The organism is Massilia sp. ZL223, assembly GCF_018119395.1.
In the GTDB taxonomy this organism is placed as follows: Bacteria; Pseudomonadota; Gammaproteobacteria; order Burkholderiales; family Burkholderiaceae_D; genus Telluria.
The window spans coordinates 62,387-84,401 of sequence record NZ_JAGPWD010000021.1 but is presented as its reverse complement, the minus strand read 5'-3'; the positions used below and the strand labels follow the sequence as shown (position 1 = coordinate 84,401).

Here is a 22,015-nt window from a genome sequence, read left to right as displayed (position 1 = left end):
CCACTATGACCATGAACCTGGTGCTCCAGGGGCCGCAGGCCGCCCCCGACACGCTCGCTGCTCTCGCCCGCCTGGCCGGCGGCGTCCGCACGAACACGATCAACGCCCATGCCTTGCGCTGCGAAGACGTGGCTTTTACGGCCGAACTGAAGGCCCAGGTCGAGCAGGCCGCTTTCGACGCCGGCGTGGACGCCACCTTCATCGAAGCGGGCCGCAGCCTGCGCGACTTCGGCCTGGTCGCCATGGACATGGACTCGACCCTGATCACCATCGAGTGCATCGACGAGATCGCGGACATGCAGGGGCTGAAGCCGCAAGTGGCCGAGATCACCGAAGCCGCGATGCGCGGCGAACTGGATTTCGCCGCCAGCCTGACGCGCCGCGTGGCTCTGCTCGAGGGTCTGGAAGCGAGCGCCCTGGAGCGCGTCTACGAGGAGCGCCTGCGCATCTCGATGGGCGGCGAAGCGATGCTCCAGGCGGTGCAGGTGGCCGGCCTCAAGACCCTGCTGGTGTCGGGCGGCTTCACCTTCTTCACCGAACGGCTCCAGCAGCGGCTGAAGCTGGACTTCGCCCACGCCAACGTGCTCGAAGTCGCAAACGGCAAGCTGACCGGCAAGGTGGCCGGCGGCATCGTCGATGCTGAAGAGAAAAAGCGCACCGTCCAGCGCGTGTGCGGCGAGCTCGGCATCTCCCCGGCCCAGGCCATCGTGATGGGCGACGGCGCCAACGACCTCAAGATGATGGGCATCGCCGGCCTGTCGGTGGCCTTCCGCGCCAAGCCGGTGGTGCGCGCGCAGGCCAGCGTGGCGCTGAACTTCTCGGGCCTGGATGGCCTGCTGAACATCCTCGCATAAGGCCGGGAAACGGCCGCACGAGGCAGCGCAAACCTCGTGCGTACTCCTGTTGGAAGCGCGGCGCCGCTGGACTAAGGTGAATCGGCGGCCATGCCGTGCCGCTCGTCCACCGACAGGAGCCAGCCATGCAGGCGACACGCGCTTCCCTTTCCGATGATCACGGACCAGCCGATCCCGGCCGCCGCCGCGCGCTCGCGGCTGTTCCGGCGCTGGCCGGCGCCCTCGCGGCCTCGTCGCCGCGCGCCACGGCCCAGTCTCTTCGGCCGGCTCCCTGGTACGCCGCATGGGGCTGCGCGCCGGCCGGTCCGCCTCCTTCCGCCAGCCTGCTGACCCTCAACAGCCAGACCCTGCGCCTGATCGTGCGCACCGGCATCGGCGCGGGGCGCCTGCGCATCCGCCTGTCCAATGAAATGGGCAGTACGCCGCTGCGCGTCGGCGCGGCCCGCATCGGCCTGCGCTCGAACGCGTCCAGCGTGCTTGCCGGGACCAACCGCGCGCTGAGCTTCGGCGGACGCGCCGCCATCACGATCCCGGCGGGGGCGCCGGCCCTGTCCGATCCGGTCGACCTGTCGGTCGGCGCCTTCGCCGACCTGGCGGTGAGCCTGTACCTGCCCGGATCGGTCCCGCTCAGCACGATGCACAGCGCCGCCTGCCAGACCAGCTATGTCTCCACCAGCGGCGACCATACGGCCGACACGGTCTTCCCGGTCCTGCGCACCCTGGCGTCCTGGCCCTTGCTGGCGGAAGTGGATGCGGATCGTTCCGCCGCGGTCATCGTCGCGCTGGGCGATTCGATCACCGACGGCGTCGGCAGCACCAGCAACGCCAACCGGCGCTGGCCCGACTGGCTGGCGCGCCGCTTCCAGGCGGAACTGAGCGGCATGGGATCGTTCGCGGTGGTCAACCGTGGGATCAGCGGCAATCGCCTGCTGCTCGACGACGGGACGATGCCGCTGGCGGGACGCGACCTGCTGGAGCGCTTCGACCGCGACGTGCTGGCGACGGCCGGCGTGCGCGCGCTGGCGGTGCTGATCGGCACCAACGACATTCTCTACAGTCCGGCGTCGAGCCCGGTGCGTACCGAGGAGCTGGCCGCCGGCTACCGCCAGCTGATCGAACGCGCGCATGCGCATGGCGTCGCGGTGATGGGTGCAAGCTTGCCGCCTTTCGGCGGACACGCCTACTTCAACACGGCGCGCGAGGCGGCGCGGCAGGCGGCGAACGCCTGGGTGCGCAGCTCCGGCGCCTTCGATCTGGTCGCGGACTTCGACCTGGCCCTGCGCGACCCCCAGGCGCCGGAACGGATGCGCGCCGCCTACGACAGCGGCGACCATCTGCATCCGGGCGACGCGGGCTACCAGGCGATGGCGGCCAGCGTGCCACTGGCCCAGCTGGCGGCGCTGGCCGCGGGCTGAGCCACGGATTGAACGCGATTCAGGCCTTGGGTTTCGGCGGCGGAGGCGGCTCCGGATTGGTTTCCATCGACCAGATAACAGAGGCGATCTTCCAGCCGGACTCGGTGCGCAGCAAATGCCAGGCTTCCTTGCCCGAGTTCTGCTTGTAGTTGCCGACCATGAAGCTGTAGTCGAACCAGACCTGGGCCACATCGCCGTCCGTGTCGATGCGCACGTTCGAGAAGGTTTCCTCGAGATGCGCCGGGTCGCCGGCGATGTCTTCGATGAACTCGCGCGGGTTGCTGTTGAAGGTCTTTGGCGGAGCAGGCCGCGACGGGTCCTTGGCGCGGACACGGGCGTGACGCCGCTCCACGCTGGCATCAGTGAACGCGGCGGACCACGTGATGTTATCGCGCAGGAACAGCTTCATGAAGCTGTCCTTGTCCTTGTTGATGATCGAGGTGCGGAAGGTCTCGACGACCTGCTCGATTTGCTGGCGGTGGTCGAGCTTGGTTTGGGCCCAGGCCTGGGAACCTGCTGCCAGGTAGAGGCCGGCGGCCAGGATGGCGGCGGTGAGTGGTCGTTTCATCTAGTCTCCTGATTGTGCAGCAACTAGTATAGGGAGTGGCAAGGCGACAATACTCACCGATAATCACTTGCCCATCAGTCAACATCGCTGCCGTACAATATCTGTTTTCTCAAGAGGAGCGGCGCATGGCACTGGCGGCAAACATCCTGATGGGCCTGGTATTCCTCATCCACGTCTACATCTTCCTGCTGGAGACCGTGCTGTTCCGCAGCCGCGGCCGCAAGGTATTCCGCCTGAGCGAACAGCAGGCGGAGATGCTGGCGCCCGCGATGTCGAACCAGGGTTGCTACAACGGTTTCCTGGCCGCCGCGCTGGCCGTGGCCTTCCTGCATCCGGATGCCGATACGGCGCGCGCCTTCGCCGTCTTCGGCCTGCTGTGCGTGGCCGTGGCCGGCGTCTGGGGTGCAGTGACGGTCCAGCGCCGCATCCTGATGATCCAGACCCTTCCCGCCCTGCTGGCGCTCGCGGCCGTGCTGGCGGCTGCGGTGTAACAAGCTGTAATGCTTAAGGCGAACCGGCGTCCGGGCGGCTACCATGCAAGGATCAGGAGGACCGCCATGAAAAAGTTTGCCATCATCATCGCGTCGCTTGCCACGCTGGCAGGCTGCGCGACCCAGCATCCACAGTACGCCAACCGCGGCTACGCATCGTCGGGCGATCCCAGCCAATGGCGCGTGGTGTCGGTGACCCCGGTACCGCTCGGCACGGGCGCCCGCGCCGCCGCCAGCGGCCAGGCCTCGGCCACGACCGGCGGCCCGACCGTCACCTACTCGACCCCGACCACGGTGTCGCCGGTGTATGTACCGCAGCCGGTCTACACGCCCGAGCCCGTGTATGCCGAGCGGCCCCGCTACTACTACCCGCCGATCTCGATCGGCCTGGGCTTCAACTTCGGCCGAGGCTGGGGCCATCATCGCGGCTGGGGCGGCCATATCGGTACGCGCTGGCCTTACCACTGGCGCTGAGAACTCCGCATTCAAGAAAGCCGGCTTCGCGCCGGCTTTTTTCATTCAAACGACCTGATCAGTGACCGTGCTGGCGCTCGTACTCGTCCGCCTCGGCCTTGTTCGCATGGATGATGCCGTCCGGGTGCTCCGGCGGGGTGTAGAGCGTGTACAGGCGCATCGGCTCGCTCTTCGAGGTATTGATGACATTGTGCTCGGTGCCAGCCGGGATGACGACGGCGACACCGTCTTCCAGCTTGTGCTCTTCGCCGTCCAGCAGCGCCACGCCCTCGCCCGCTTCCACGCGGATGAACTGATCGTGGCCTTCATGGCGTTCGACGCCGATTTCCTCGCCCGGCTGCAGGGTCATGATCACCAGCTGGCTGCGCTGGGTGGTGTACAGGACTTCGCGGAAGTTGTTTCCGGCGAGGGTCTTCTCTTCGATGTTGATGCTGTAGCCCGGCATGCTCTTCTCCAGTGTTGGTCACGGCGGCCCTTGCCGCCCTGGCATCATTGTATAAGAGCCAAGCCGGGCCTGCCTTGGACGAACGTGCTGTGCCGGAGCCGCGCCGCCTAGGGCGCGCCGAACAGGTCGTGGGCGTCCAGGATGGCATAGGCGATCTCGGGACGCTCGCCCAGCAGGCGGCGCACGGCCGCCGGCACCGACTGCCGCACCTTCTTGCACAGGCCGGGCCGCTCCTCGAGCACGATCAGGATGCCGCGCACGGTACGGACCTCGTTCGGCCCCGGTTCGATGCGCAGCTCGGCGCCGATGTTCTTCCGGATCAGCCCCTGCACATGCTTCAGGTCTTCATAGTTCTCGACGCGTTCGATACGCTCGAGCAGCTTCTGCTCCTGCTGGCGCGTGAGCGCGAGCGGACGGTGATCGGCCTGCGGGTCGGCCAGGACACGGTCGCGCTCGCACACGCAGGCGCCCGGCGGGCACTCCACGCGGACAGGAAATGGCAGCGGCGGCGGAGAATAAGCGGGTTCGGTCACGCTCAAGGATGGTGGTCGTTTACCTCAGGCGATTCTACATCGGCGAAGCGGTCGAGCGCATCCCCGCCGGGGCGGGCGACGGCGGCCAGCAGCGCATTCATGCGCTTGTAGTGCGAACCCTTCCAGTACACGCGCAGGCAGCTTTCACAGGTCGTGAATTCCTCGTGCTGCTCGCGCACCGAGGCCGGCAGGCGGTCGCTCACGTCGGCCTTGGCGACTGCGCGCAAAGGCACGTTGCAGTGCAGGCAGATGCTGAACGGGCGTGCGCCATCGGCCAGGTCGAGCCGCTCGAACAGTTCGCGCAGCTGTTCCGGGGGATCGAGGGAATGGATGTAGCAGCCGTGCATGATGGTGCGGCGCTTGAGCAGCTCACGGTCGCGCGTCAGCACCACGCGGTCCTCGTCCTGCGCGATGTCCTCGACGTCGTCGTCGTGGTAGTGGTTGTCGTACAGGGTGTCGAAGCCGGCCATGCGCAGCAGCCGCGCCAGTCCGCCCAGGTGGGCGTCGGCGACGAAGCGCATGCGCGAGAGCGGACGCTCGCGCAGGCGCTCCAGTGGCGAGCGGTATTCGGGGGCGCTGTCGTGGGCGACTTCGAGGACTTCGAAACGCGGGTAGACCGAGACCCGGTCGCCGTCCTTCAGCACGCGGTCGAAGCCGCACTCCTGGCCATTGACCAGCACCGCCTCGACCTCGGTATGCGGCACGCCGAGCGCCTCGATCATGTGCTTGGTGGTTGCCGATTGCGCGCACTCGGAGGCAAAGGTGCGGCCGCGCCGCTCGCGCGGCAGGAAATCGTTCAGCTCTTCGTGGAAACTAAAAATTGCGGTAACCATGGACTCAGTATGGCACTTTCATAAAATCCCTGCATAACCTATCCGTGCATCAATTCGAGTGCATTCGGCACCGATTCGCCGGCCGCGGTGTTATCGAAGATGCACCAGCAGGTACGGCCTTTGGCGATGTGTGCGTCGAGGTCGGCCCTTACGGCATCGATGGTCTCGCGCGGATAGCGCGAGTAGTAAATACGGGGCGCGCCATGCAGGCGGACGTACACATTGTCCTCGCTGGTGGGCACATGCGGACCGGGCTGGCCGGCCGGCGGATCGGCGATGACGCGCGTGATGCCACGCTCGCGCAGCAGCTCGGTGGCCGGGTCCGAGAACCAGCTCGGATGGCGCGCCTCGAACGCGACCATGCAGCCGAACAGGTCGTTCAGCTGGCCGAAGAAGGTCCTGGCAGGCTCTTCCGTGAATCCGAACTTGGGCGGCAGCTGCACCAGCAGGCAGCCGAGCTTGCCGCCGAGCTTGCCAGCTTCGCGCGCGAATTTTTCCAGCTGCGCTCCGGCGTCGAGCAGCCGTGCATCGTGCGTGATCGCGCGCGGCACCTTGACCGCGAAGCGGAAGGCGTCGGGCACGGAGTCGGCCCAGCGTGCATATGTCTCGGGCTTGTGCGGGCGGTAGAAGGACGAGTTGATCTCCACGGCCGGGAAGACGGCCGCGTAGCGTTCGAGGTGGCTGCCTTTCTCGGGGAATGGCGCGGCGTGCTCTTTCCAGAGGTTCCATCCCGCGCATCCCACCAGCAGGCTGCCGGTCTTTTTCTGGGTCATCGGTCGATCGGGTAAGTTGTCGATCCCGATTCTACGGAATGCTCAGCCATGGCGGCGCATGGCTGGCGGCCCGGCCGGCAGCTTCGCGCGCAGGCGCATACAATACCTTCCATCACAGCCCACACAGGAGGAATCCATGAGCGACCCGCTCCACGTCGTCTGTCCGCACTGCGACGCAGTGAACCGCATGCCGCAGGCGCGGCTGCAGGATACGCCCACCTGCGGCAAATGCTCGCAGCCGATCTTCACCGCGCGTCCGCTCGATGTCGACAGCGCGCGTTTCGAGAAGCACGTGACGCGCAACGACATTCCCGTGCTGGTGGATTTCTGGGCCGAATGGTGCGGCCCCTGCAAGATGATGGCGCCGGCCTATGCCCAGGCGGCGCAGCGCCTGGAGCCGATGGTGCGCCTGCTGAAGGTCGATACCGAGCGCTCCCAGGACCTGGCGGCGCGCTTCGCGATCCGCAGCATCCCCACGATCGCCCTGTTCCGCGGCGGCCGCGAAGTCGCGCGCCAGGCCGGCGCCATGGATGCGGGACGGCTCGTGGCCTGGGTCCAGTCACAAATCCGCCCGGCATAGCGCGAATCGATTATCATTCGGTCAACTGAACCTCATGGAGGACGCCATGTCCCAGGAACTCGTGTTTGAACAGGGTGTCGAGAATGCCAAGCAGTTCGCGCGCATCCTGTACGTCGTGCATGCACTCACCTTCTTCTTCTCGGTGGGCACCCTGTCGATCCTGGTCCTGATCGTCAACTACGTGAAGCGCCCCGATACCCAGGGCACGATCGTGTATTCGCACCACACCTGGATGATCCGTTCGTTCTGGTGGTACCTGGCCTGGATGATCCTGGGCGGCGTGCTGTGGGTGACCCTGATCGGCATCCCGGTCGCCATGCTGATCTGGGGCGTGGCCTGGCTGTGGATGGCCTACCGCATCATCCGCGGTTTCCTGGACCTGAACAGCAACCGGGCGATGCCGGTCTGAGGAAAACGGACGGCAGGCGGCCCGCGCCGCCTGCCCCCATCATGGCTTACCAGGACAGGTGGTGGGCGCCGAACTCCGGGCTGCCGACCACGTGCACGCCCGGCGCCGTGCCCGGACCATCCTTTTCCGTTTCCTGACCCGGCGGCGGCGCGTCGACGCCGTTGCCAATACCGTTGTTGCCGTGGTTGACGAACAGGGTGAAGGCATCCGATACCGACAGGTTGCCGCCGGCGCCCGCCGCATGGTCGGTCGCCGTCACCACCACCTCGAACGAAGCGACCAGTTTCGGCGCCTTGCCCGAGAAGGTGCCGGTGGCCGCATCGAACTTCAGCCAGTTCGGCAGCGCTGAGCCATTGGCCATGGTCGCCGAATAGCTCAGGGTGTCGCCCTTGTCGGCGTCCGTGAAGCTGCCGGCCGGCAGCTGGAACGAAAACGCCTTGTTGAAGTTGATGTGCTTGTCCGCCAGGGCCGCCGCCACCAGCGGCGCATCGTTGCTGCCGATGACCGTGATGTCGAGCGAGGACAGCAGCGATGCGAAGCCGTCCGTTGCCGTGTAGTCGAAATGCTCGACCAGGGTCGCGCCACGGCCCAGCGACTTCAGCGCCGCGGCCGCGCCGAGCTCGTAGACGTAGCTGCCGTCCTGGTTCAGCACCAGCTGGCCATACTGGCCGGCATGGACGCCGGCGACGACGCTCAGCACCGAACCCGCATCCACATCCATGTCGTTGAGCAGGACATTGCCGCTCACCGCGCCCTGGCTGGCCAGCAGGCTTGCCTTGTCGGCTCGCAGGACCGGCTTGTCGTTGGTGCCGGTGATGCCGATGTCCAGGGTCGAGTACACGGTCATGCTGCCGTCGCTGGCGCCGTAGCGGAAGCTGTCGACCGCCGTCGCGCCCTCGGCCAGCGACTGGACCGCGGCGGACGCCGTGTCCAGACGGTAGGTATAGCTGCCGTCCTGCGCCAGAACCAGGGTGCCGTAGGCGCCGGCATAGCTGCCGGGTTCGGTGACAACCAGGGCGGCGCCGGCATCGACGTCGCTGTCGTTGGCCAGCACGTTGCCGCTCGCGGCCACCAGGCCGTCTTCGACGACCCGCGCCGCGTCGGCCGTGACGACCGGCGCATCGTTGGCGCCGCTGATCAGGATGTCCAGCGCCGCGGCGGTGTCGGCGATGCCGTCGGTGACCGCATAGCTGAAGTTCTCGGTGAGGGTCTGGCCCTGGGCCAGCGACTGCACGCGGACGTCGCCATCGTTCAGGCGATAGCTGTAGCTGCCGTCCTGGGCGATCTCCAGGGTGCCGTAGGCGCCGGCATAGCTGCCCGGCGCTGCCACCCGCAGGACGGTACCGGCGTCAAGGTCGCTGTCGTTGGCCAGCACATTGCCGCTCGCGGCCACGGCGCCGTCTTCGGCGACCCGCGCCACATCGGCCGTGACGACCGGCGCGTCGTTGGTCCCGCTGATCACGATGTCCAGCGCCGCGGCGGTTTCCGCGAAGCCGTCGGTGACGGCATAGCCGAAGCTCTCGGTCACGGTCTGGCCCTGGGCCAGCGACTGCACGCGGGCGTCGCCGTCGTTCAGGCGGTAGCTGTAGCTGCCGTCCAGCGCGATTTCCAGCGTGCCGTAGGCGCCGGCATAGCTGCCCGGCACGGCGACCCGCAGGACGGTGCCGGCATCGACGTCGCCGTCGTTGGCCAGCACATTGCCGCTCGCGGCCGCGACGCCGTCTTCAGCGACCTGCGCCGCGTCGGCCGTGACGACCGGCGCATCGTTGGTGCCGCTGATCAGGATGTCCAGCACGGCGCCGGCTTGCGCCACGCCGTCGGTGACGACATAGCCGAAGTTCTCGCTCAGGGTCTGGCCCTGGGCCAGCGACTGCACACGGACGTCGCCGTCGTTCAGGCGATAGCTGTAGCTGCCGTCCTGGGCGATCTCCAGCGTGCCGTAGGCGCCGGCATAGCTGCCCGGCGCGGCGACGCGCAGGACCGTACCTGCGTCAAGATCGCTGTCGTTGGCCAGCACGTTGCCGCTGGCCGCGCCGCCGTCTTCCGTCACCTGCGCCTGATCGGCCGCCGCGGTCGGCGCACGGTTCGACAGGGTCACGCGGATCTCGAGCGTGGCGTCGGCGCTGGCGATGCCGTCGGTGGCGAGATAGCTGAAGCGCTCGGTCAGGACGCCGTCGACGGCCTGCGCCGCGGCGCCGGCATCCACGTCGTTCAGCACATAGCTGTAGCTGCCGTCCGCGGCGATGTTCAAGACCCCGTAGGCTCCGGCGATGGTGCCCGGCTGGGCGACGCGCAGCACGGCGCCGCGGTCGGCGTCGCTGTCGTTGGCGAGCACGTTGCCGTTCACGGCCGCGGCTTCGCCTTCGGTGATGGCGGCGCTGTCGAAGGCGGCCACGGGGCCGTCGTTCGCGCCCACGATCTCGACCGTCACTTCGGCCGTGGAGCTGCGGCCCAGTTGGTCGCGCACGGTGTAGCTGAAGCTGTCCTGCACCACCTCGCCCTGCGCCAGCTCCTGGTAGCGGCCGCCGAAGTCGTAGCGCACGGTGTCGCCGTCCAGCCATACCTGGGCGCCGCTGGCCGATGCACCCAGCGCCTCCAGGCTGCTGGCCGGATTGATGTCGTTGGCCAGCAGGTCGGCCACCGCGACCTGGACGCCGCCGGCGTCCTCGCCTGCGGCGATGCGGTCGGCGACAGCGACGGGCACATTGCCCAGCAGCCCGGTCATGCCGGCGCGGTCGAGCGTGGCGCCGTTGTCGAAGACGATGCGCTCGACGCCGCCGGTCTGGCCCAGCCAGTCGGCCAGGACCACGCTGTCGCTGCTGCCCTTGATGGAGAGCACCAGGTCCTTGCCCGAGAGCGTCGCGCTCAGGTCGGCCTGGGTCAGGTTGCTGCCCAGGCGCAGCGTGTCGCTGCCGAGCGCATCGACGATGCGGTCGCTGCCGTCGCCGCGGCTGAAGCGGTAGGTGTCGTCGCCGGCGCCGCCCAGCAGCAGGTCCGCGCCCGCGCCGCCGCCCAGGCTGTCGTTGCCGGCGCCGCCGTCCAGGACGTTGTTGCCTGCATTGCCCGTGAGGACGTTATTGAGTTCGTTGCCGACGCCGCTGATGGCTGCGGTGCCGGTGAGCGTCAGGATCTCGACGTTCGCGGACAGGACGTGGCTGGCGCTGGCCAGCACGGTGTCGGTGCCTTCGCCCGCCGCCTCGGCCACGGTATCGCCCACATTGTCGACCACATACAGGTCGTTGCCCGCTCCGCCGGCCATGGCGTCGGCGCCCGCGCCGCCGTCCAGCACGTTGGCGGCGGCGTTGCCGGCCAGGGTGTTGTCGAGCGCATTGCCGCTGCCGTTGATGGCCGCCGTCCCGGTCAGCACCAGGTGCTCGACGTTCGCGGACAGCGTGTAGGTGGCGCTGGCGCGGACCGTGTCCTGGCCGCCGCCGGCGGCTTCCACGACCACGTCGGCCGAGTTGTCCACGATGTAGGTGTCGTTGCCGGCGCCGCCGCTCATGGTATCGATGCCGGCGCCGCCGTCGATCAGGTTGTCGCCTGCGTTGCCGGTGATCGCATTGGCGAGGCCGTTGCCGGTGCCGTTCAGCGCGGCGCCCTTCAGTTCCAGGTTCTCGACGTTGGCCCCGAGGACGTAGTCGATGCCGGATTCGACCGTATCGGCGCCCGCGCCGGCGAGTTCGACCACCGTATCGCCGGCATCGTCCACCACATAGGTATCGTTGCCGATGCCGCCCTGCATGGTATCCGCGCCGCTGCCGCCGTCGAGGATGTCGTTGCCGGCGTTGGCGACCAGCTTGTCGTTGCCGGCGCCGCCGCTCAGCGTATTGTTGCCGCTGTTGCCGGTGATCTGGTTATCCAGCTCATTGCCGGTACCGGCGGTGCCGGCGGTGCCGGTCAGGACCAGGTTTTCCACATTGGCGGCCAGGCCGTAGCTGACCCCGGCCTGCACGGTATCCGCGCCCTCGCCGTCCAGCTCGACCGTTTGGTCGCCGGCATGGTCGACGATGTAGGTATCGTCGCCGCTTCCGCCGTGCATGGCGTCGACGCCCACGCCGCCGTTCAGGGTATCGTTGCCTTCGCCGCCGAACAGCGTGTCGTCGCCGCCGTTGCCGTTCAGGGTGTCGTTGCCGGCCAGGCCCTCGATCAGGTTGGCGCCGGTGTTGCCGTTGATGATGTTGTTGAGTTCGTTGCCGCGGCCGTCGATGTCGGCCGTGCCGGTCAGGGTCAGGTTCTCGACGTTCGCGGTCAGGGTGTAGGTGATGCCGGACTGGACCAGGTCGGTGCCGGCCGCGCCGGCTTCCACCACCAGGTCGCCCGCATCGTCGAGGATGTAGGTGTCGTCACCCAGGCCGCCGGCCATGGTGTCGGCGCCGATGCCGCCGTCCAGCGTATCGTTGCCGGCGTCGCCCTGGAGCTGGTCGTCGCCCGCTTCGCCGTTCAGTTCGTCGTTACCGTCGCCGCCGGCGATCGCGTCGTTGCCGGCTCCCGCGTTGACGGTGTCGTTGCCCGCGCCAGCGCTGGCGGTGTTGTTGCCGCTGTTGCCGGTGATGATGTTGTTGAGCGCGTTGCCGTAGCCGTTCAGGTCCTCGGTGCCCGTGAGGACGAGGTTCTCGACGTTCGCGGCCAGGGTATGGTCGACGCTGGACTCGACGGTGTCGGTGCCGCCGTTCAGGGCCTCGACCACACGGTCGCCCGCGTCGTCGACGACATAGGTGTCGCTGCCGGCGCCGCCCTGCATGGTATCCGCGCCGCTGCCGCCGTCGAGCCTGTCGTTGCCGAGGTTGTCGACCAGGGTGTCGTTGCCCGCGCCGCCGAACAGGTCGTTGCTGCCGCCGTTGCCGACGATCTTGTTGTCGAGTTCGTTACCGGTGCCGCTGGTGGAACGCACGCCGGTGAGCGTCAGGTTCTCGACGTTCGCGGCCAGCGAATAGTCGACGCTGGCCTTCACTTCGTCGGCGCCTTCGCCAGCCTGTTCCAGCACGGTGTCGCCGGTGTTGTCGACGATATAGGTATCGTCGCCGCTGCCGCCCGCCATGGCGTCGCTGCCGGTGCCGCCATCCAGCAGGTCGAGGCCTTCGCCGCCGAGCAGGGTGTCGTCGCCGGCGCCGCCGTTGAGGGTGTCGTTGCCGGCCAGGCCGCTCAGGATGTTGCTCGCGGCATTGCCGTCGATGATGTTGTTCAGCTCGTTGCCGGTGCCGTCGATGGCGGCCACGCCCGTCAGGCTGAGGTTGTCGGTATCCGCCGTCAGCGTATAGGTGATGCTCGACTCCACCTGGTCGATGCCCGCGCCTGCTTCTTCGACCACCAGGTCGCCCGCATCGTCGACCACGTAGGTGTCGTCGCCGGCGCCGCCCATCATGTGGTCCGCACCCAGGCCGCCGTCGAGCAGGTCGCTGCCTGCCGCGCCGTACAGGGTGTCGTCGCCGCCTTCGCCTTCGAGCAGGTCGTTGCCGTCGCCGCCACGGACCGAGTCCGCGCCCTCGCCCGCGCGCACGGTATCGTTGCCCGCGCCCGCGTCGACGACGTTGGCGCCGGCGTTGCCGGTGATCGTGTTGTTGAGCGCATTGCCGGTGCCGCGCAGGTCCTGCTCGCCGGTCAGCACCAGGTTCTCGACCTGCTCGCCGAGGGTGTAGTCGATGCTGGAGCGCACCGTGTCCTGGCCCCCGTTCAGGGCTTCGATGACCAGGTCGCCTGCGTCGTCGACCACGTAGGTATCGTTGCCGGTCCCGCCCTGCATGGTGTCGGCGCCGGCGCCGCCATCCAGGAGGTCCGCGCCCGCGTTGTCCACCAGCGTATCGTTGCCGGCGCCGCCGTAGAGGTCGTTGCTGCCGGCGTTGCCGGTGATGGTGTTGTCGAGCTCGTTACCGGTGGCGTTGACGCTGGCCGTGCCGGTCAGGGTCAGGTCTTCGACATTCGCGCCGAGGACGTGATTCACGCTCGACAAGACCTTGTCGCGGCCTTCATCCGCGTTCTCGACCGCCGTGTCGCCGGCGTGGTCCACGACATAGGTGTCGTCGCCGGTGCCGCCATACAGGGTGTCCGCACCCGCGCCGCCGTCCAGGGTGTCGTTGCCGGCCAGGCCGTACAGGGCGTTGCCGGCGGCGTTGCCGCCGATGTTGTTGTCGAGCTCGTTGCCGGTGCCGGCGATGGCGGCGCTTCCGGTCAGCTCCAGGTGTTCGACCTTATCGGTCAGCGTGTAGGTGATGCCCGCCTGGACGGTGTCCGTGCCCGCGCCCGCGGCTTCGCTCACCAGGTCGCCGGCGTTGTCGACCACGTAAGTATCGTTGCCGGCCCCGCCCTCCATGAGGTCGGCGCCCATGCCGCCGTCCAGGGTGTCGTTGCCGAGTCCGCCCGCAAGGTGGTTGCTGCCGCTGTTGCCGGTCAGTTCATTGTCGGCGTCGTTGCCGATGCCCTCGAGATTCGCCGTGCCAGTCAGCGCCAGGTTCTCGAGCTGCTCGCCCAGCGTGTAGCTGATCGAGGATTCGACCGTGTCGTTGCCGGCGCCGGCCAGCTCGTCGACGACGTCGCCCGCCTCGTCGACCACATAGGTGTCGTCGCCGACGCCGCCGGACAGGAAGTCCGCGCCCAGGCCGCCGTCGAGGCGGTCGTTGCCGCCGTTGCCGGCCAGGGTGTCGTTGCCGGCGCCGCCCTTGAGCGAATTGTTGGCGTTGTTGCCCGTGATCGTATTGTCGAGGCTGTTGCCGGTGCCGCCGGCGGCAGTGCCGGTCAGGGTCAGGTTTTCGACATGTTCCGACAGCGTGTAGGTAACGCTCGCCTGCACCGTATCGCTGCCCTCGCCCTCCTTCTCGACCACGACGTCCGCGGTGCTGTCGACCACGTAGGTGTCGTTGCCTGCGCCACCGATCAGGGTGTCGGCGCCGGCCATCCCGTTCAGGGTGTTATTGCCGGAATTGCCGGTAATGACATTGTCGCGCGCGTTGCCGGTCCCGTTGATGTTGCCGGTACCGATCAGGGTCAGGTCATCGATGGTGGAAGCCAGCGTGGTGCTGGAAGACGAAGTAGTCGTGGTCATGGCGGGTCCTTGTCGGCGCGCTCGGAGTTTCCGATACGCAATTAAACTTACTTTGAAGCAAGCTTAACACGAAAGTTGCCGCATGGAAATGACTATGCGTAAGCAATACAACAGTTTTCGGCCGGACAGGGAATCCGGCCGGGACGCTAGCCGAGTGCAGCCAGGGCCTGGGCCAGGTCGGCGATCAAGTCTTCAGGAGATTCCAGGCCAATATTGAAGCGCACCAGGATGCCCTCGTCCGCCCACTGGCGGCGCATGCCCTTGATCCGGTAGGGCATCACCAGGCTGTTTGGACCGCCCCAGCTGTAGCCGATGCCGAAGAAAGCCAGCGCATCGACGAAGCGGTCGGTCTGCTCTTCGGTATAGCGCGGGTCGAACAGCACCGAAAACAGGCCGCCCGCGCCCCGGAAGTCGCGCTTCCAGTTGGCGTGGCCGGGGCAATCCTCGAAGGCCGGGTGCAGCACCTTGGTGATTTCAGGACGTTCCTTCAGCCATTGCGCGACCTTGCGCGCATTGGCGTCGTGGGTCTCGAAGCGCAGTTTCATGGTCGGCAGGCCGCGCATCACCAGGTAGGCGTCGTCGGCGCCCACGCCCAGGCCCAGGCGCATGTGGGCCTGCGCCAGGCGGTCGTTGAGCGCACGGTCGCGGGTGATCACGGCGCCCATCAGGAGGTCCGCGCCGCCCGACTGGTACTTGGTCAGCGCGTGCATCACGATGTCGGCGCCGGCGTCGAAGCCGCGCAGCGCCAGGCCGGCGGCCCAGGTGTTGTCGAGCGCCACCAGCACGCCCTTGTCGTGGGCGGCCTTGCAGATCGCCGGCAGGTCCGGCACTTCCATCGACACCGAGCCGGGCGCCTCGGCCCAGATCAGCCTGGTATTCGGCTGGATCAGCTCGGCGATGCCGGCGCCGATCATCGGATCATAGAAGCGCGCGGTGACGCCGAAGTCCTGGCTCAGCCAGCGGCCCAGTTCGCGGTTGGGGTTGTAGACGTTATCCGGCAGCAGCACATCGTCGCCGCTCTTGAGCAGCGCGAAGTCGATCATCGCGATCGCCGCCAGGCCGGACGGCGCCAGCAGGCAGTGCGCGCCGCCTTCGATCTCGGCCAGGCGCGCTTCCAGGGTGAAGGTGGTGGGCGTGCCATGCAGGCCGTAGGTATAGGCGTTCTTGTCCTTCCATTGGCCGGAGCGCATCGCGGCCACATTCGGGAACAGCACCGTCGAGGCGTGGTGGATCCCCGGCGGGAAGGCCGCGAAGCCTTCCGGCGCGGCGTAGTCGCTGTGGATCAGGGAGGTCTGGAGCGATTTCTTGTTCATGTGCTGCTCCCCTGCCCGGTCAGACCACGGTGGCCCAGAGGTCGTGGGCGTCGGCCTTGGTGATCACCACCTCGGCGAACTGGCCCACGGCCAGCTTGGTCTTGCCCGGCACCAGCGCACGCTTGATGTGCACCACGCCGTCGATCTCCGGCGCATCCGCGGCCGAGCGGCCGATGGCTTCGCGCGGGCCGACTTCGTCGACCAGCACGCGCATGGTCTTGCCGACCTTGGCCTGCAGGCGCTTGAGCGAGATCTCTTCCTGCAGCAGCATGACGCGCGCACGGCGCTCTTCGCGCACTTCCTGCGGCACCGGGTTGGCCAGCTCGTTGGCGGTCGCGCCTTCGACCGGCGAGTAGGCGAAGCAGCCCAGGCGGTCGATCTGCGCTTCCTTCAGGAAGTCCAGCAGGTATTCGAATTCCGCCTCGGTCTCGCCCGGGAAGCCGGCGATGAAGGTCGAGCGGATGGTCAGGTCCGGGTTCATCTGGCGCCAGGCCTGGATGCGGTCCAGGTTCTTCTCGCCGCTGGCCGGGCGCTTCATGCGCTTGAGCACGTCCGGGTGGGCGTGCTGCATCGGGATGTCCAGGTAAGGCAGCACATGGCCGTCGCCCATCAGGGGGATGACCTGGTCGACGTGCGGGTACGGATAGACGTAGTGCATGCGCACCCAGGCGTCGTACTGGCGCGCCAGCTGGCCCAGCGCCTCGGTCAGCTGGGTCATGTGGGTCTTGATCGGGCGGCCGTTCCAGAAGCCCGTGCGGAACTTGACGTCCACGCCGTAGGCGCTGGTGTCCTGCGAAATCACCAGCAGTTCCTTGACCCCGGCCTTGAACAGGTTCTCGGCTTCGATCAGCACTTCATGGATCGGACGCGAAACCAGGTCGCCGCGCATCGACGGGATGATGCAGAAGCTGCAGCGGTGGTTGCAGCCTTCCGAGATCTTCAGGTAGGCGTAGTGCTTCGGGGTCAGCTTGACCCCATGGTCCGGCACCAGGTCGATGAAGGGATCGTGCGGCTTGGGCAGGTGCAGGTGGACCGATTCCATCACCTCGGCGACGGCGTGCGGGCCGGTCACGGCCAGCACCTTCGGGTGCACCTTGGTGATGATGTCGTCGCCCGCGGCGTCCTTCTTCGCGCCCAGGCAGCCGGTGACGATCACCTTGCCGTTCTCGGCCAGCGCCTCGCCGATCGCGTCGAGCGATTCCTGCACCGCGGCGTCGATGAAGCCGCAGGTATTGACGATCACCAGGTCGGCGCCGTCGTAGGACTTGGCGGTCTCGTAACCCTCGGCGCGCAGCTGGGTCAGGATCTGCTCGGAGTCGACCAGCGCCTTCGGGCAGCCGAGCGACACGAAACCGACCTTGGGCGCGGCGACGCCGGCGGCGGGCGACGGAATCACGAGCGCGGGTTCGGCGACGGCAGTCGCGGTTTCGGTGTTTGCTGGGAGGGGATTGCGGCGAAGTTCAGGCATGGGCGGACGACAAAGAATCTGGGCAATCCGCGATTGTACCTGAAGCGGGCCTCCCGGTGAAACCGGGGGCTGGTTCGCCGGCCCCGAACGGGACCGGCGGATGTCGTGAAAAGACGACTTCTGTTACTTCTTGTCGACCGGCATTCCCGGGAAGGGGAAGGCGCCGAACATGGCCTTGCTCTGGTTCTGCATCTGCTCCTGCATCTGCATGAACAGGTTCTTGCTCTGGTCGATGTAGTTGTTCATCATGCCCTGCATCATCGGACCCTGGACATTCATGAACTGGGTCCACATTTCCGGGCTGAAGGGCTTGCCTTCCAGGGCGCCGGCGGCGCTGCTGGTGAACTTGTTCTGGATGTCGGTGAAGGCCTGGACGTTCTTTTCCAGGTAGGAACCCATCATGCCCTGCATGGCGTGGCCGTAGTAGCGGATGATCTGGGCCAGCACGGAACTCGAGAACATGGGAATGCCGTTGGCTTCCTCTTCCAGGATGATCTGCAAGAGAATGCTGCGGGTCAGGTCTTCGTTCGTCTTGGCGTCGACCACGGTGAATTCGTCCGCGTCCAGGACCAGCTGCTTGACGTCCGTGAGGGTGATGTAAGAACTGGTCTGGGTGTCGTACAAACGACGGTTCGGGTATTTCTTGATCAGGCGTTCAGCACTCTTCTTTGCACTACTCATCTCAAGTTCCATAGGTTGCATCGCAACATGCGCGCGAAGCATTTTGATTGGTTACCAAAAAACCCGTAATCCGCCGCCCAGTGAACCCGGGTATTGCTCAGGGGGACGGACAGGGCACACCATACCACGCAATCCGCGCAGGTGCAGCAATTATTAGAATTATCACTGACGTAAGTTTTTTGTCAACTAAGCGACAACCGCCTGCGCCAGTGCGGCGTCCTCAATCGGCGCGGGCCTTGACGTAACGCCCCGGAGCCGGTTCCAGCGGCGCATAGCGGCTGTTGCCCGCGGCGCCAGGCGCCGGCACATCCTCGCCGCCGTGCTCGGCCAGGAACCCGGCCCATTCCGGCCACCAGCTGCCCTTGTGTTCTTCGGCGCCCTCGAACCAGGCGGCGTCGGTTCGCAAGCCGCCTTTCGCCTTGCCCTTGCCCGTCTTGGCGTTCACCCAGTAGCTGCGCTTGTTCTTCGAGGCCGGGTTGATCACGCCGGCGATGTGGCCGGAGGCGCCCAGCACGAAGCGGTTGGCTTTCGGGTTCTTCGGGTTGAGCAGGTTCATCGAGGCGAAGGCCGCCTGCCAGGGGACGATGTGGTCTTCCCTGGAACCGTAGATGAAGGTCGGGGCGTCGATCGCGCCCAGGTCAACCGGCACGCCGCACACGGTGAGCGCGCCCGGCACCTTCAGCTTGTTCTCGAGGTAGGTGTTGCGCAGGTACCAGCAGAACATCGGGCCCGGCAGGTTGGTGCTGTCGGCGTTCCAGTACAGCAGGTCGAAGGCCGGCGGTTCCTTGCCCTTGAGGTAGTTCTGCTGCACGTAGTTCCACACCAGGTCGTTCGGGCGCAGGGCCGAGAAAGTGGTGGCCAGGTCGCGTCCCGGCATCAGGCCGCCGCTGCCCAGGGTCTGCTCGCGCAGCGCCACCTGCGCCTCGTCGACGAAGACTTCGAGCACGCCGGTGTCGCTGAAGTCCAGCAAGGTGGTCAGCAGCGACAGGCTGGCGGCCGGCTGGCGGCCGCGTGCGGCCAGCACGGCCAGCGCGGTGGCGGCGATGGTGCCGCCCACGCAGAAGCCGAACACGTGCGCCTTCTCCTGGCCGGTGATCTCGCCCACCACGTCCAGTGCGCGGATCGCGCCCTTCTCCACATAATCGTCCCAGCTCACGTTGCCCAGGCTGCGGTCCGGGTTACGCCAGGACACCATGAACACGGTATTGCCCTGCTCCACCACGTAGCGCACCAGCGAGTTTTCCGGCTGCAGGTCGAGGATGTAGAACTTGTTGATGCACGGCGGAATCATCACCAGCGGCACGGCGTGCACGGTCGGCGTCGTCGGCGTGTACTGGATCAGCTGGAACAGTTCGTTCTCGTAGACCACCGTCCCGGGCGTGGTGCCGACATTGCGGCCGACCTCGAAGGCGGATTCGTCCGACTGCGAGATGCGGCCCTTCTGCAGGTCGGCCAGCATATTGGCCAGGCCCTTGGTCAGGCTCTCGCCCTTGGTTTCGATCAGGTGCTTCTGCGCTTCCGGATTGGTGGCGAAGAAGTTGGCCGGCGACATGGCGTCGACCATCTGCTGCACCGCGAAGCGGATTTTCTGGCGCTCGCGCGGACCGGCGTCGACCGCATCGGCCAGGGCCAGCATGAATTCCGAATTCAGCAGGTAGGACGCGGCCGAGAATGCCGACATCGGGTTCTCGCTCCAGGCCGAGCCGGAGAAACGCTTGTCGTGCAACACCGGGCTCTTGCCCGACATAAAGTCCTGCCACAGCTGGCCGACCTTGTTGAGGTAATCGGCGCGCAGCGCCTCCAGCCTGGCCGGGGCGATGCCGGCGCCGAAATCCTTCAGCATGCCTGCCAGCGGGTTGTGCCCGTTTGCCGCCGGGGTCATGGCCGGCATGCTCATCCAGCTCTGCCAGGCGGAAGGATCGGCGAATTGGGACATCCAGGAGGAAGCGAAGGCTTGCGGGTCGGGCATGTTCATATGGTCGTCCGTTGTTTAGAATCGGGGTGTCATCACCAAAGGAAACAAATCATGTGGATCGTGGCCGTCGCCTGGATTTACGTCGTCGTACTCATGGCGGCAACCGAACCGACCGTTACCGGAGGGATTATGACGTTTCTTGCCTACTGCGTGGTGCCTTTGTCTATCCTTTTTTACCTGACAGGATCGAAACGGCGGCGCGCGAAACGGGAATTGCAGGCCAGGATGGCAGAGAAGACGGGCGAAGCAGGCGGCGACAGCTGAGCAGTATCGCCGCCCGCCCCTGTGTATCATTTGAGCCAGATCAAACTTGCCTGGCGGCCAGTCACGCCGTCGCGGCGGTAGGAATAGAAGCGTTCCGGCGCGGTGGCCGTGCACAGCGTGCCGCCGTGGACACGGGTGAGGCCGTCGCGGGCCAGCATCAGCCTGGCCAGCGCGAACATGTCGGCCAGGTATTTACCTTCGCGGCCAGGATAGGGCTGGAAGGCCGCCCGGGTCGCCTCGCCCGGCAGCGCGGCCAGGAATGCCTCCAGCACGTCCGGTCCCACTTCGAAAGCGGTCGCGCCGATCGCCGGGCCCAGCCAGGCCGTGATCTCCCCTGCCCCGGCCTGGCGCATCGCGGCCACCGTCGTGCCGAGCACGCCGCCCGCCAGCCCGCGCCAGCCGGCGTGGGCCGCGCCCACCACCTTGCCGTCCAGGTCGGCGAACAGCACCGGCAGGCAATCGGCCGTGAGGATCGCGCAGACCACGCCGGCCTGCGTCGCGATGCTGGCGTCGCCCACGCGCACCGGCTTGTCTGGACCGACCGTCACGGCATCGACCACGTCGGCGCCATGCACCTGCGAGATCCAGGCCGGACGGCCCGGCAGCCACTCCTGCAGGCGTGCGCGGTTGGCGCGCACGGCCTCCGGATCGTCGCCCACGTGCAGGCCCAGGTTGAGGCCGCCGCCGCCCTTGCCGTCGTCATACGGCCCGCTGCTGACGCCGCCATCGCGGCTGGTCGCCAGGGCGCCGATCGATGCCGGCAGGTCCGGCCAGTCCGGGAATACCAGGGCGTCGCGATCCATCACTCGTCGTCCGCCTCGTCGAAGTCCTCGGCGGCCAGCATGTCCTGGACAGGCACGTCTTCGTCGCTCGGCTCTTCGATGCCCGCGCGGGCGATCAGCTCGGCGAAGTCCTCCGCCAGCGGCACGGTCCATTCGCACTGCTCGCCCGTGCCCGGATGCACCAGGCCGAGGCGGCGCGCCTGCAGCGCCTGGCGGTGGAAGACCGGGGTCAGGTGGCGCTTGCCGTAGACGCTGTCGCCCACCAGCGCGAAGCCCAGCGACTGCATGTGCACGCGGATCTGGTGGGTGCGGCCGGTTTCCAGCTTGCAGCGCACCAGGCTCACCGGACGGCGGTCCAGCTCGCCGGTGGCGACGCGCTCGTAGTGGGTGATCGCCGGCTTGGCGAAGGGGCTGGTCGAGACCGCCATCTTGACGCGGTCGCGCGGGTCGCGGCCCATGCCGGTATCGATGGTGCCGGCGATGCGCGGCGTACCCCAGACCAGGGCGAAGTATTCGCGCTTGACGGTGCGCGCCTGCAGCTGGCGCACCAGGTCGGTCTGGGCCGCCAGGGTCTTGCCGACCACCATCAAGCCGCTCGTGTCCTTGTCCAGGCGGTGCACGATGCCGGCGCGCGGCACGCCCACCAGCTGCGGGCAGTGGTGCAGCAGGCCGTTGAGCAGGGTCCCTGTCCAGTTGCCCGCGCCCGGGTGCACGACCAGGCCGGCCGGCTTGTTGACGACCAGGATGTCATCGTCCTCGTGGACGATGTTCAGCTCCATCGCCTCGGGCGTGAACGCCGTGTCTTCCGGCGCGGCCTGCGGCTCGATGAGCACGGTCTCGTCGCCATAGGCGGTATCCTTGCCGCGCGCGGGCTTGCCGTCGACCTGCACGTGGCCGCCTTCGAACCAGAGCTGCAGGCGGCTGCGCGAGAACTGCGGCACCAGGGCCGCGATGACCTTGTCGAGGCGCTGGCCGCAGGCTTCCGGCGTCAGGTTGAGGGTGATCGGCGACAGGTCGACGCCGGAAGCAGCGGCAAAACCGCCTTCCAGGTCGTCGTCCAGATCGGTGTCGAAAGGCATTTCCGCCGATTCCGGCGCAGGAGTTAATATCACGTCAGTTCC

Annotated in this window: 19 protein-coding genes; 7 read left to right on the top strand and 12 right to left on the bottom strand. The window is 67.2% G+C overall.

All coding sequences use genetic code 11. From position 1 onward, the window contains the following. Positions 1-5 precede the first annotated feature (5 nt). Positions 6-854, top strand: a complete 849-nt coding sequence (gene serB, locus KBW95_RS14350; RefSeq protein ID WP_373888802.1) for a phosphoserine phosphatase SerB — start codon at positions 6-8, stop codon at positions 852-854. A gap of 125 nt (positions 855-979) precedes the next feature. After that, complete coding sequence (locus KBW95_RS14345) at positions 980-2,269, top strand: SGNH/GDSL hydrolase family protein (protein ID WP_211526171.1); 1,290 nt, start codon at positions 980-982, stop codon at positions 2,267-2,269. 19 nt (positions 2,270-2,288) lie between these two features. On the opposite strand, the gene KBW95_RS14340 is transcribed toward KBW95_RS14345, so the two are convergent. After that, positions 2,289-2,837, bottom strand: coding sequence for a hypothetical protein (locus KBW95_RS14340; protein WP_211526172.1), 549 nt, complete (start codon positions 2,835-2,837; stop codon positions 2,289-2,291). 125 nt (positions 2,838-2,962) lie between these two features. Here KBW95_RS14340 and KBW95_RS14335 point away from each other — a divergent pair, with 125 nt between their 5' ends. Together KBW95_RS14335 and KBW95_RS14330 are read left to right on the top strand one after the other, a co-directional pair. Then, the gene (locus tag KBW95_RS14335; RefSeq protein ID WP_211526173.1) at positions 2,963-3,328 is read left to right on the top strand and encodes a DUF1304 domain-containing protein; all 366 of its coding nucleotides are present in this window, start codon (positions 2,963-2,965) and stop codon (positions 3,326-3,328) included. A 66-nt stretch (positions 3,329-3,394) separates the two neighbouring features. Then, positions 3,395-3,802: a hypothetical protein gene (locus tag KBW95_RS14330; RefSeq protein ID WP_211526174.1), complete on the top strand. Its 408-nt coding sequence runs from the start codon at positions 3,395-3,397 to the stop codon at positions 3,800-3,802. A gap of 58 nt (positions 3,803-3,860) precedes the next feature. Here KBW95_RS14330 and KBW95_RS14325 read toward each other — a convergent pair whose 3' ends face one another. From KBW95_RS14325 to KBW95_RS14310, 4 genes are all read right to left on the bottom strand, one after another. Next, positions 3,861-4,247 (bottom strand): cupin domain-containing protein, encoded by a 387-nt coding sequence (locus KBW95_RS14325; RefSeq protein ID WP_211526175.1) that lies wholly within the window; start codon positions 4,245-4,247, stop codon positions 3,861-3,863. Between the two features lie 107 nt (positions 4,248-4,354). After that, positions 4,355-4,786, bottom strand: coding sequence for a hypothetical protein (locus KBW95_RS14320; protein WP_229429755.1), 432 nt, complete (start codon positions 4,784-4,786; stop codon positions 4,355-4,357). Continuing rightward, positions 4,783-5,613, bottom strand: coding sequence for a Mut7-C RNAse domain-containing protein (locus tag KBW95_RS14315; RefSeq protein WP_211528582.1), 831 nt, complete (start codon positions 5,611-5,613; stop codon positions 4,783-4,785). Before KBW95_RS14315 ends, KBW95_RS14320 begins: the two co-directional genes overlap by 4 nt. A gap of 38 nt (positions 5,614-5,651) precedes the next feature. Next, positions 5,652-6,386 carry a DUF72 domain-containing protein gene (locus KBW95_RS14310; protein ID WP_211528581.1) on the bottom strand — a complete coding sequence of 245 codons (735 nt, stop codon included), beginning with the start codon at positions 6,384-6,386 and terminating at the stop codon, positions 5,652-5,654. Positions 6,387-6,522: 136 nt separating this feature from the next. Here KBW95_RS14310 and trxC point away from each other — a divergent pair, with 136 nt between their 5' ends. After that, positions 6,523-6,966, top strand: a complete 444-nt coding sequence (gene trxC / locus KBW95_RS14305; protein ID WP_211528580.1) for a thioredoxin TrxC — start codon at positions 6,523-6,525, stop codon at positions 6,964-6,966. A 46-nt stretch (positions 6,967-7,012) separates the two neighbouring features. Beyond that, a complete protein-coding gene (locus tag KBW95_RS14300; RefSeq protein WP_211526180.1) occupies positions 7,013-7,375 on the top strand; it encodes a hypothetical protein in 363 nt (120 codons plus the stop codon). 46 nt (positions 7,376-7,421) lie between these two features. Here the strand turns inward: KBW95_RS14300 and KBW95_RS14295 are convergent, their stop codons facing one another. The 5 genes from KBW95_RS14295 to phaC all read right to left on the bottom strand — a co-directional run bounded on the left by KBW95_RS14295 (position 7,422) and on the right by phaC (position 19,848). Beyond that, the gene (locus tag KBW95_RS14295; RefSeq protein WP_211528579.1) at positions 7,422-14,411 is read right to left on the bottom strand and encodes a VCBS domain-containing protein; all 6,990 of its coding nucleotides are present in this window, start codon (positions 14,409-14,411) and stop codon (positions 7,422-7,424) included. 146 nt (positions 14,412-14,557) lie between these two features. Next, the gene (locus tag KBW95_RS14290; protein WP_211528578.1) at positions 14,558-15,724 is read right to left on the bottom strand and encodes a cystathionine beta-lyase; all 1,167 of its coding nucleotides are present in this window, start codon (positions 15,722-15,724) and stop codon (positions 14,558-14,560) included. Between the two features lie 19 nt (positions 15,725-15,743). Further along, a complete protein-coding gene (gene rimO, locus KBW95_RS14285; protein WP_229429754.1) occupies positions 15,744-17,192 on the bottom strand; it encodes a 30S ribosomal protein S12 methylthiotransferase RimO in 1,449 nt (482 codons plus the stop codon). Positions 17,193-17,315: 123 nt separating this feature from the next. Then, on the bottom strand, positions 17,316-17,873 hold the full coding sequence (gene phaR / locus KBW95_RS14280; protein WP_211526183.1) for a polyhydroxyalkanoate synthesis repressor PhaR: 558 nt from the start codon (positions 17,871-17,873) through the stop codon (positions 17,316-17,318). A 220-nt stretch (positions 17,874-18,093) separates the two neighbouring features. Further along, a complete protein-coding gene (gene phaC / locus KBW95_RS14275) occupies positions 18,094-19,848 on the bottom strand; it encodes a class I poly(R)-hydroxyalkanoic acid synthase (RefSeq protein ID WP_211526184.1) in 1,755 nt (584 codons plus the stop codon). 51 nt (positions 19,849-19,899) lie between these two features. Between phaC and KBW95_RS14270 the strand changes: the two genes are divergently transcribed. Continuing rightward, positions 19,900-20,112 (top strand): hypothetical protein, encoded by a 213-nt coding sequence (locus tag KBW95_RS14270; protein ID WP_211526185.1) that lies wholly within the window; start codon positions 19,900-19,902, stop codon positions 20,110-20,112. A gap of 26 nt (positions 20,113-20,138) precedes the next feature. On the opposite strand, the gene pgeF is transcribed toward KBW95_RS14270, so the two are convergent. Continuing rightward, on the bottom strand, positions 20,139-20,915 hold the full coding sequence (pgeF, locus tag KBW95_RS14265) for a peptidoglycan editing factor PgeF (protein WP_211528577.1): 777 nt from the start codon (positions 20,913-20,915) through the stop codon (positions 20,139-20,141). Further along, positions 20,915-21,973, bottom strand: coding sequence for an RluA family pseudouridine synthase (locus tag KBW95_RS14260; protein ID WP_211526187.1), 1,059 nt, complete (start codon positions 21,971-21,973; stop codon positions 20,915-20,917). The genes pgeF and KBW95_RS14260 overlap by 1 nt, the downstream gene beginning before the upstream one ends. Between the last annotated feature and the right edge of the window lie 42 nt (positions 21,974-22,015).

Coding starts and splice junctions, on each gene's coding strand:
- serB (WP_373888802.1), top strand. CDS start 6: ATGACCATGAACCTGGTGCTCCAGGGGCCGCAGGCCGCCCCCGACACG.
- KBW95_RS14345 (WP_211526171.1), top strand. CDS start 980: ATGCAGGCGACACGCGCTTCCCTTTCCGATGATCACGGACCAGCCGAT.
- KBW95_RS14340 (WP_211526172.1), bottom strand. CDS start 2,837: ATGAAACGACCACTCACCGCCGCCATCCTGGCCGCCGGCCTCTACCTG.
- KBW95_RS14335 (WP_211526173.1), top strand. CDS start 2,963: ATGGCACTGGCGGCAAACATCCTGATGGGCCTGGTATTCCTCATCCAC.
- KBW95_RS14330 (WP_211526174.1), top strand. CDS start 3,395: ATGAAAAAGTTTGCCATCATCATCGCGTCGCTTGCCACGCTGGCAGGC.
- KBW95_RS14325 (WP_211526175.1), bottom strand. CDS start 4,247: ATGCCGGGCTACAGCATCAACATCGAAGAGAAGACCCTCGCCGGAAAC.
- KBW95_RS14315 (WP_211528582.1), bottom strand. CDS start 5,613: ATGGTTACCGCAATTTTTAGTTTCCACGAAGAGCTGAACGATTTCCTG.
- KBW95_RS14310 (WP_211528581.1), bottom strand. CDS start 6,386: ATGACCCAGAAAAAGACCGGCAGCCTGCTGGTGGGATGCGCGGGATGG.
- trxC (WP_211528580.1), top strand. CDS start 6,523: ATGAGCGACCCGCTCCACGTCGTCTGTCCGCACTGCGACGCAGTGAAC.
- KBW95_RS14300 (WP_211526180.1), top strand. CDS start 7,013: ATGTCCCAGGAACTCGTGTTTGAACAGGGTGTCGAGAATGCCAAGCAG.
- KBW95_RS14295 (WP_211528579.1), bottom strand. CDS start 14,411: ATGACCACGACTACTTCGTCTTCCAGCACCACGCTGGCTTCCACCATC.
- KBW95_RS14290 (WP_211528578.1), bottom strand. CDS start 15,724: ATGAACAAGAAATCGCTCCAGACCTCCCTGATCCACAGCGACTACGCC.
- rimO (WP_229429754.1), bottom strand. CDS start 17,192: ATGCCTGAACTTCGCCGCAATCCCCTCCCAGCAAACACCGAAACCGCG.
- phaR (WP_211526183.1), bottom strand. CDS start 17,873: ATGAGTAGTGCAAAGAAGAGTGCTGAACGCCTGATCAAGAAATACCCG.
- phaC (WP_211526184.1), bottom strand. CDS start 19,848: ATGAACATGCCCGACCCGCAAGCCTTCGCTTCCTCCTGGATGTCCCAA.
- KBW95_RS14270 (WP_211526185.1), top strand. CDS start 19,900: ATGTGGATCGTGGCCGTCGCCTGGATTTACGTCGTCGTACTCATGGCG.
- pgeF (WP_211528577.1), bottom strand. CDS start 20,915: ATGGATCGCGACGCCCTGGTATTCCCGGACTGGCCGGACCTGCCGGCA.
- KBW95_RS14260 (WP_211526187.1), bottom strand. CDS start 21,973: ATGCCTTTCGACACCGATCTGGACGACGACCTGGAAGGCGGTTTTGCC.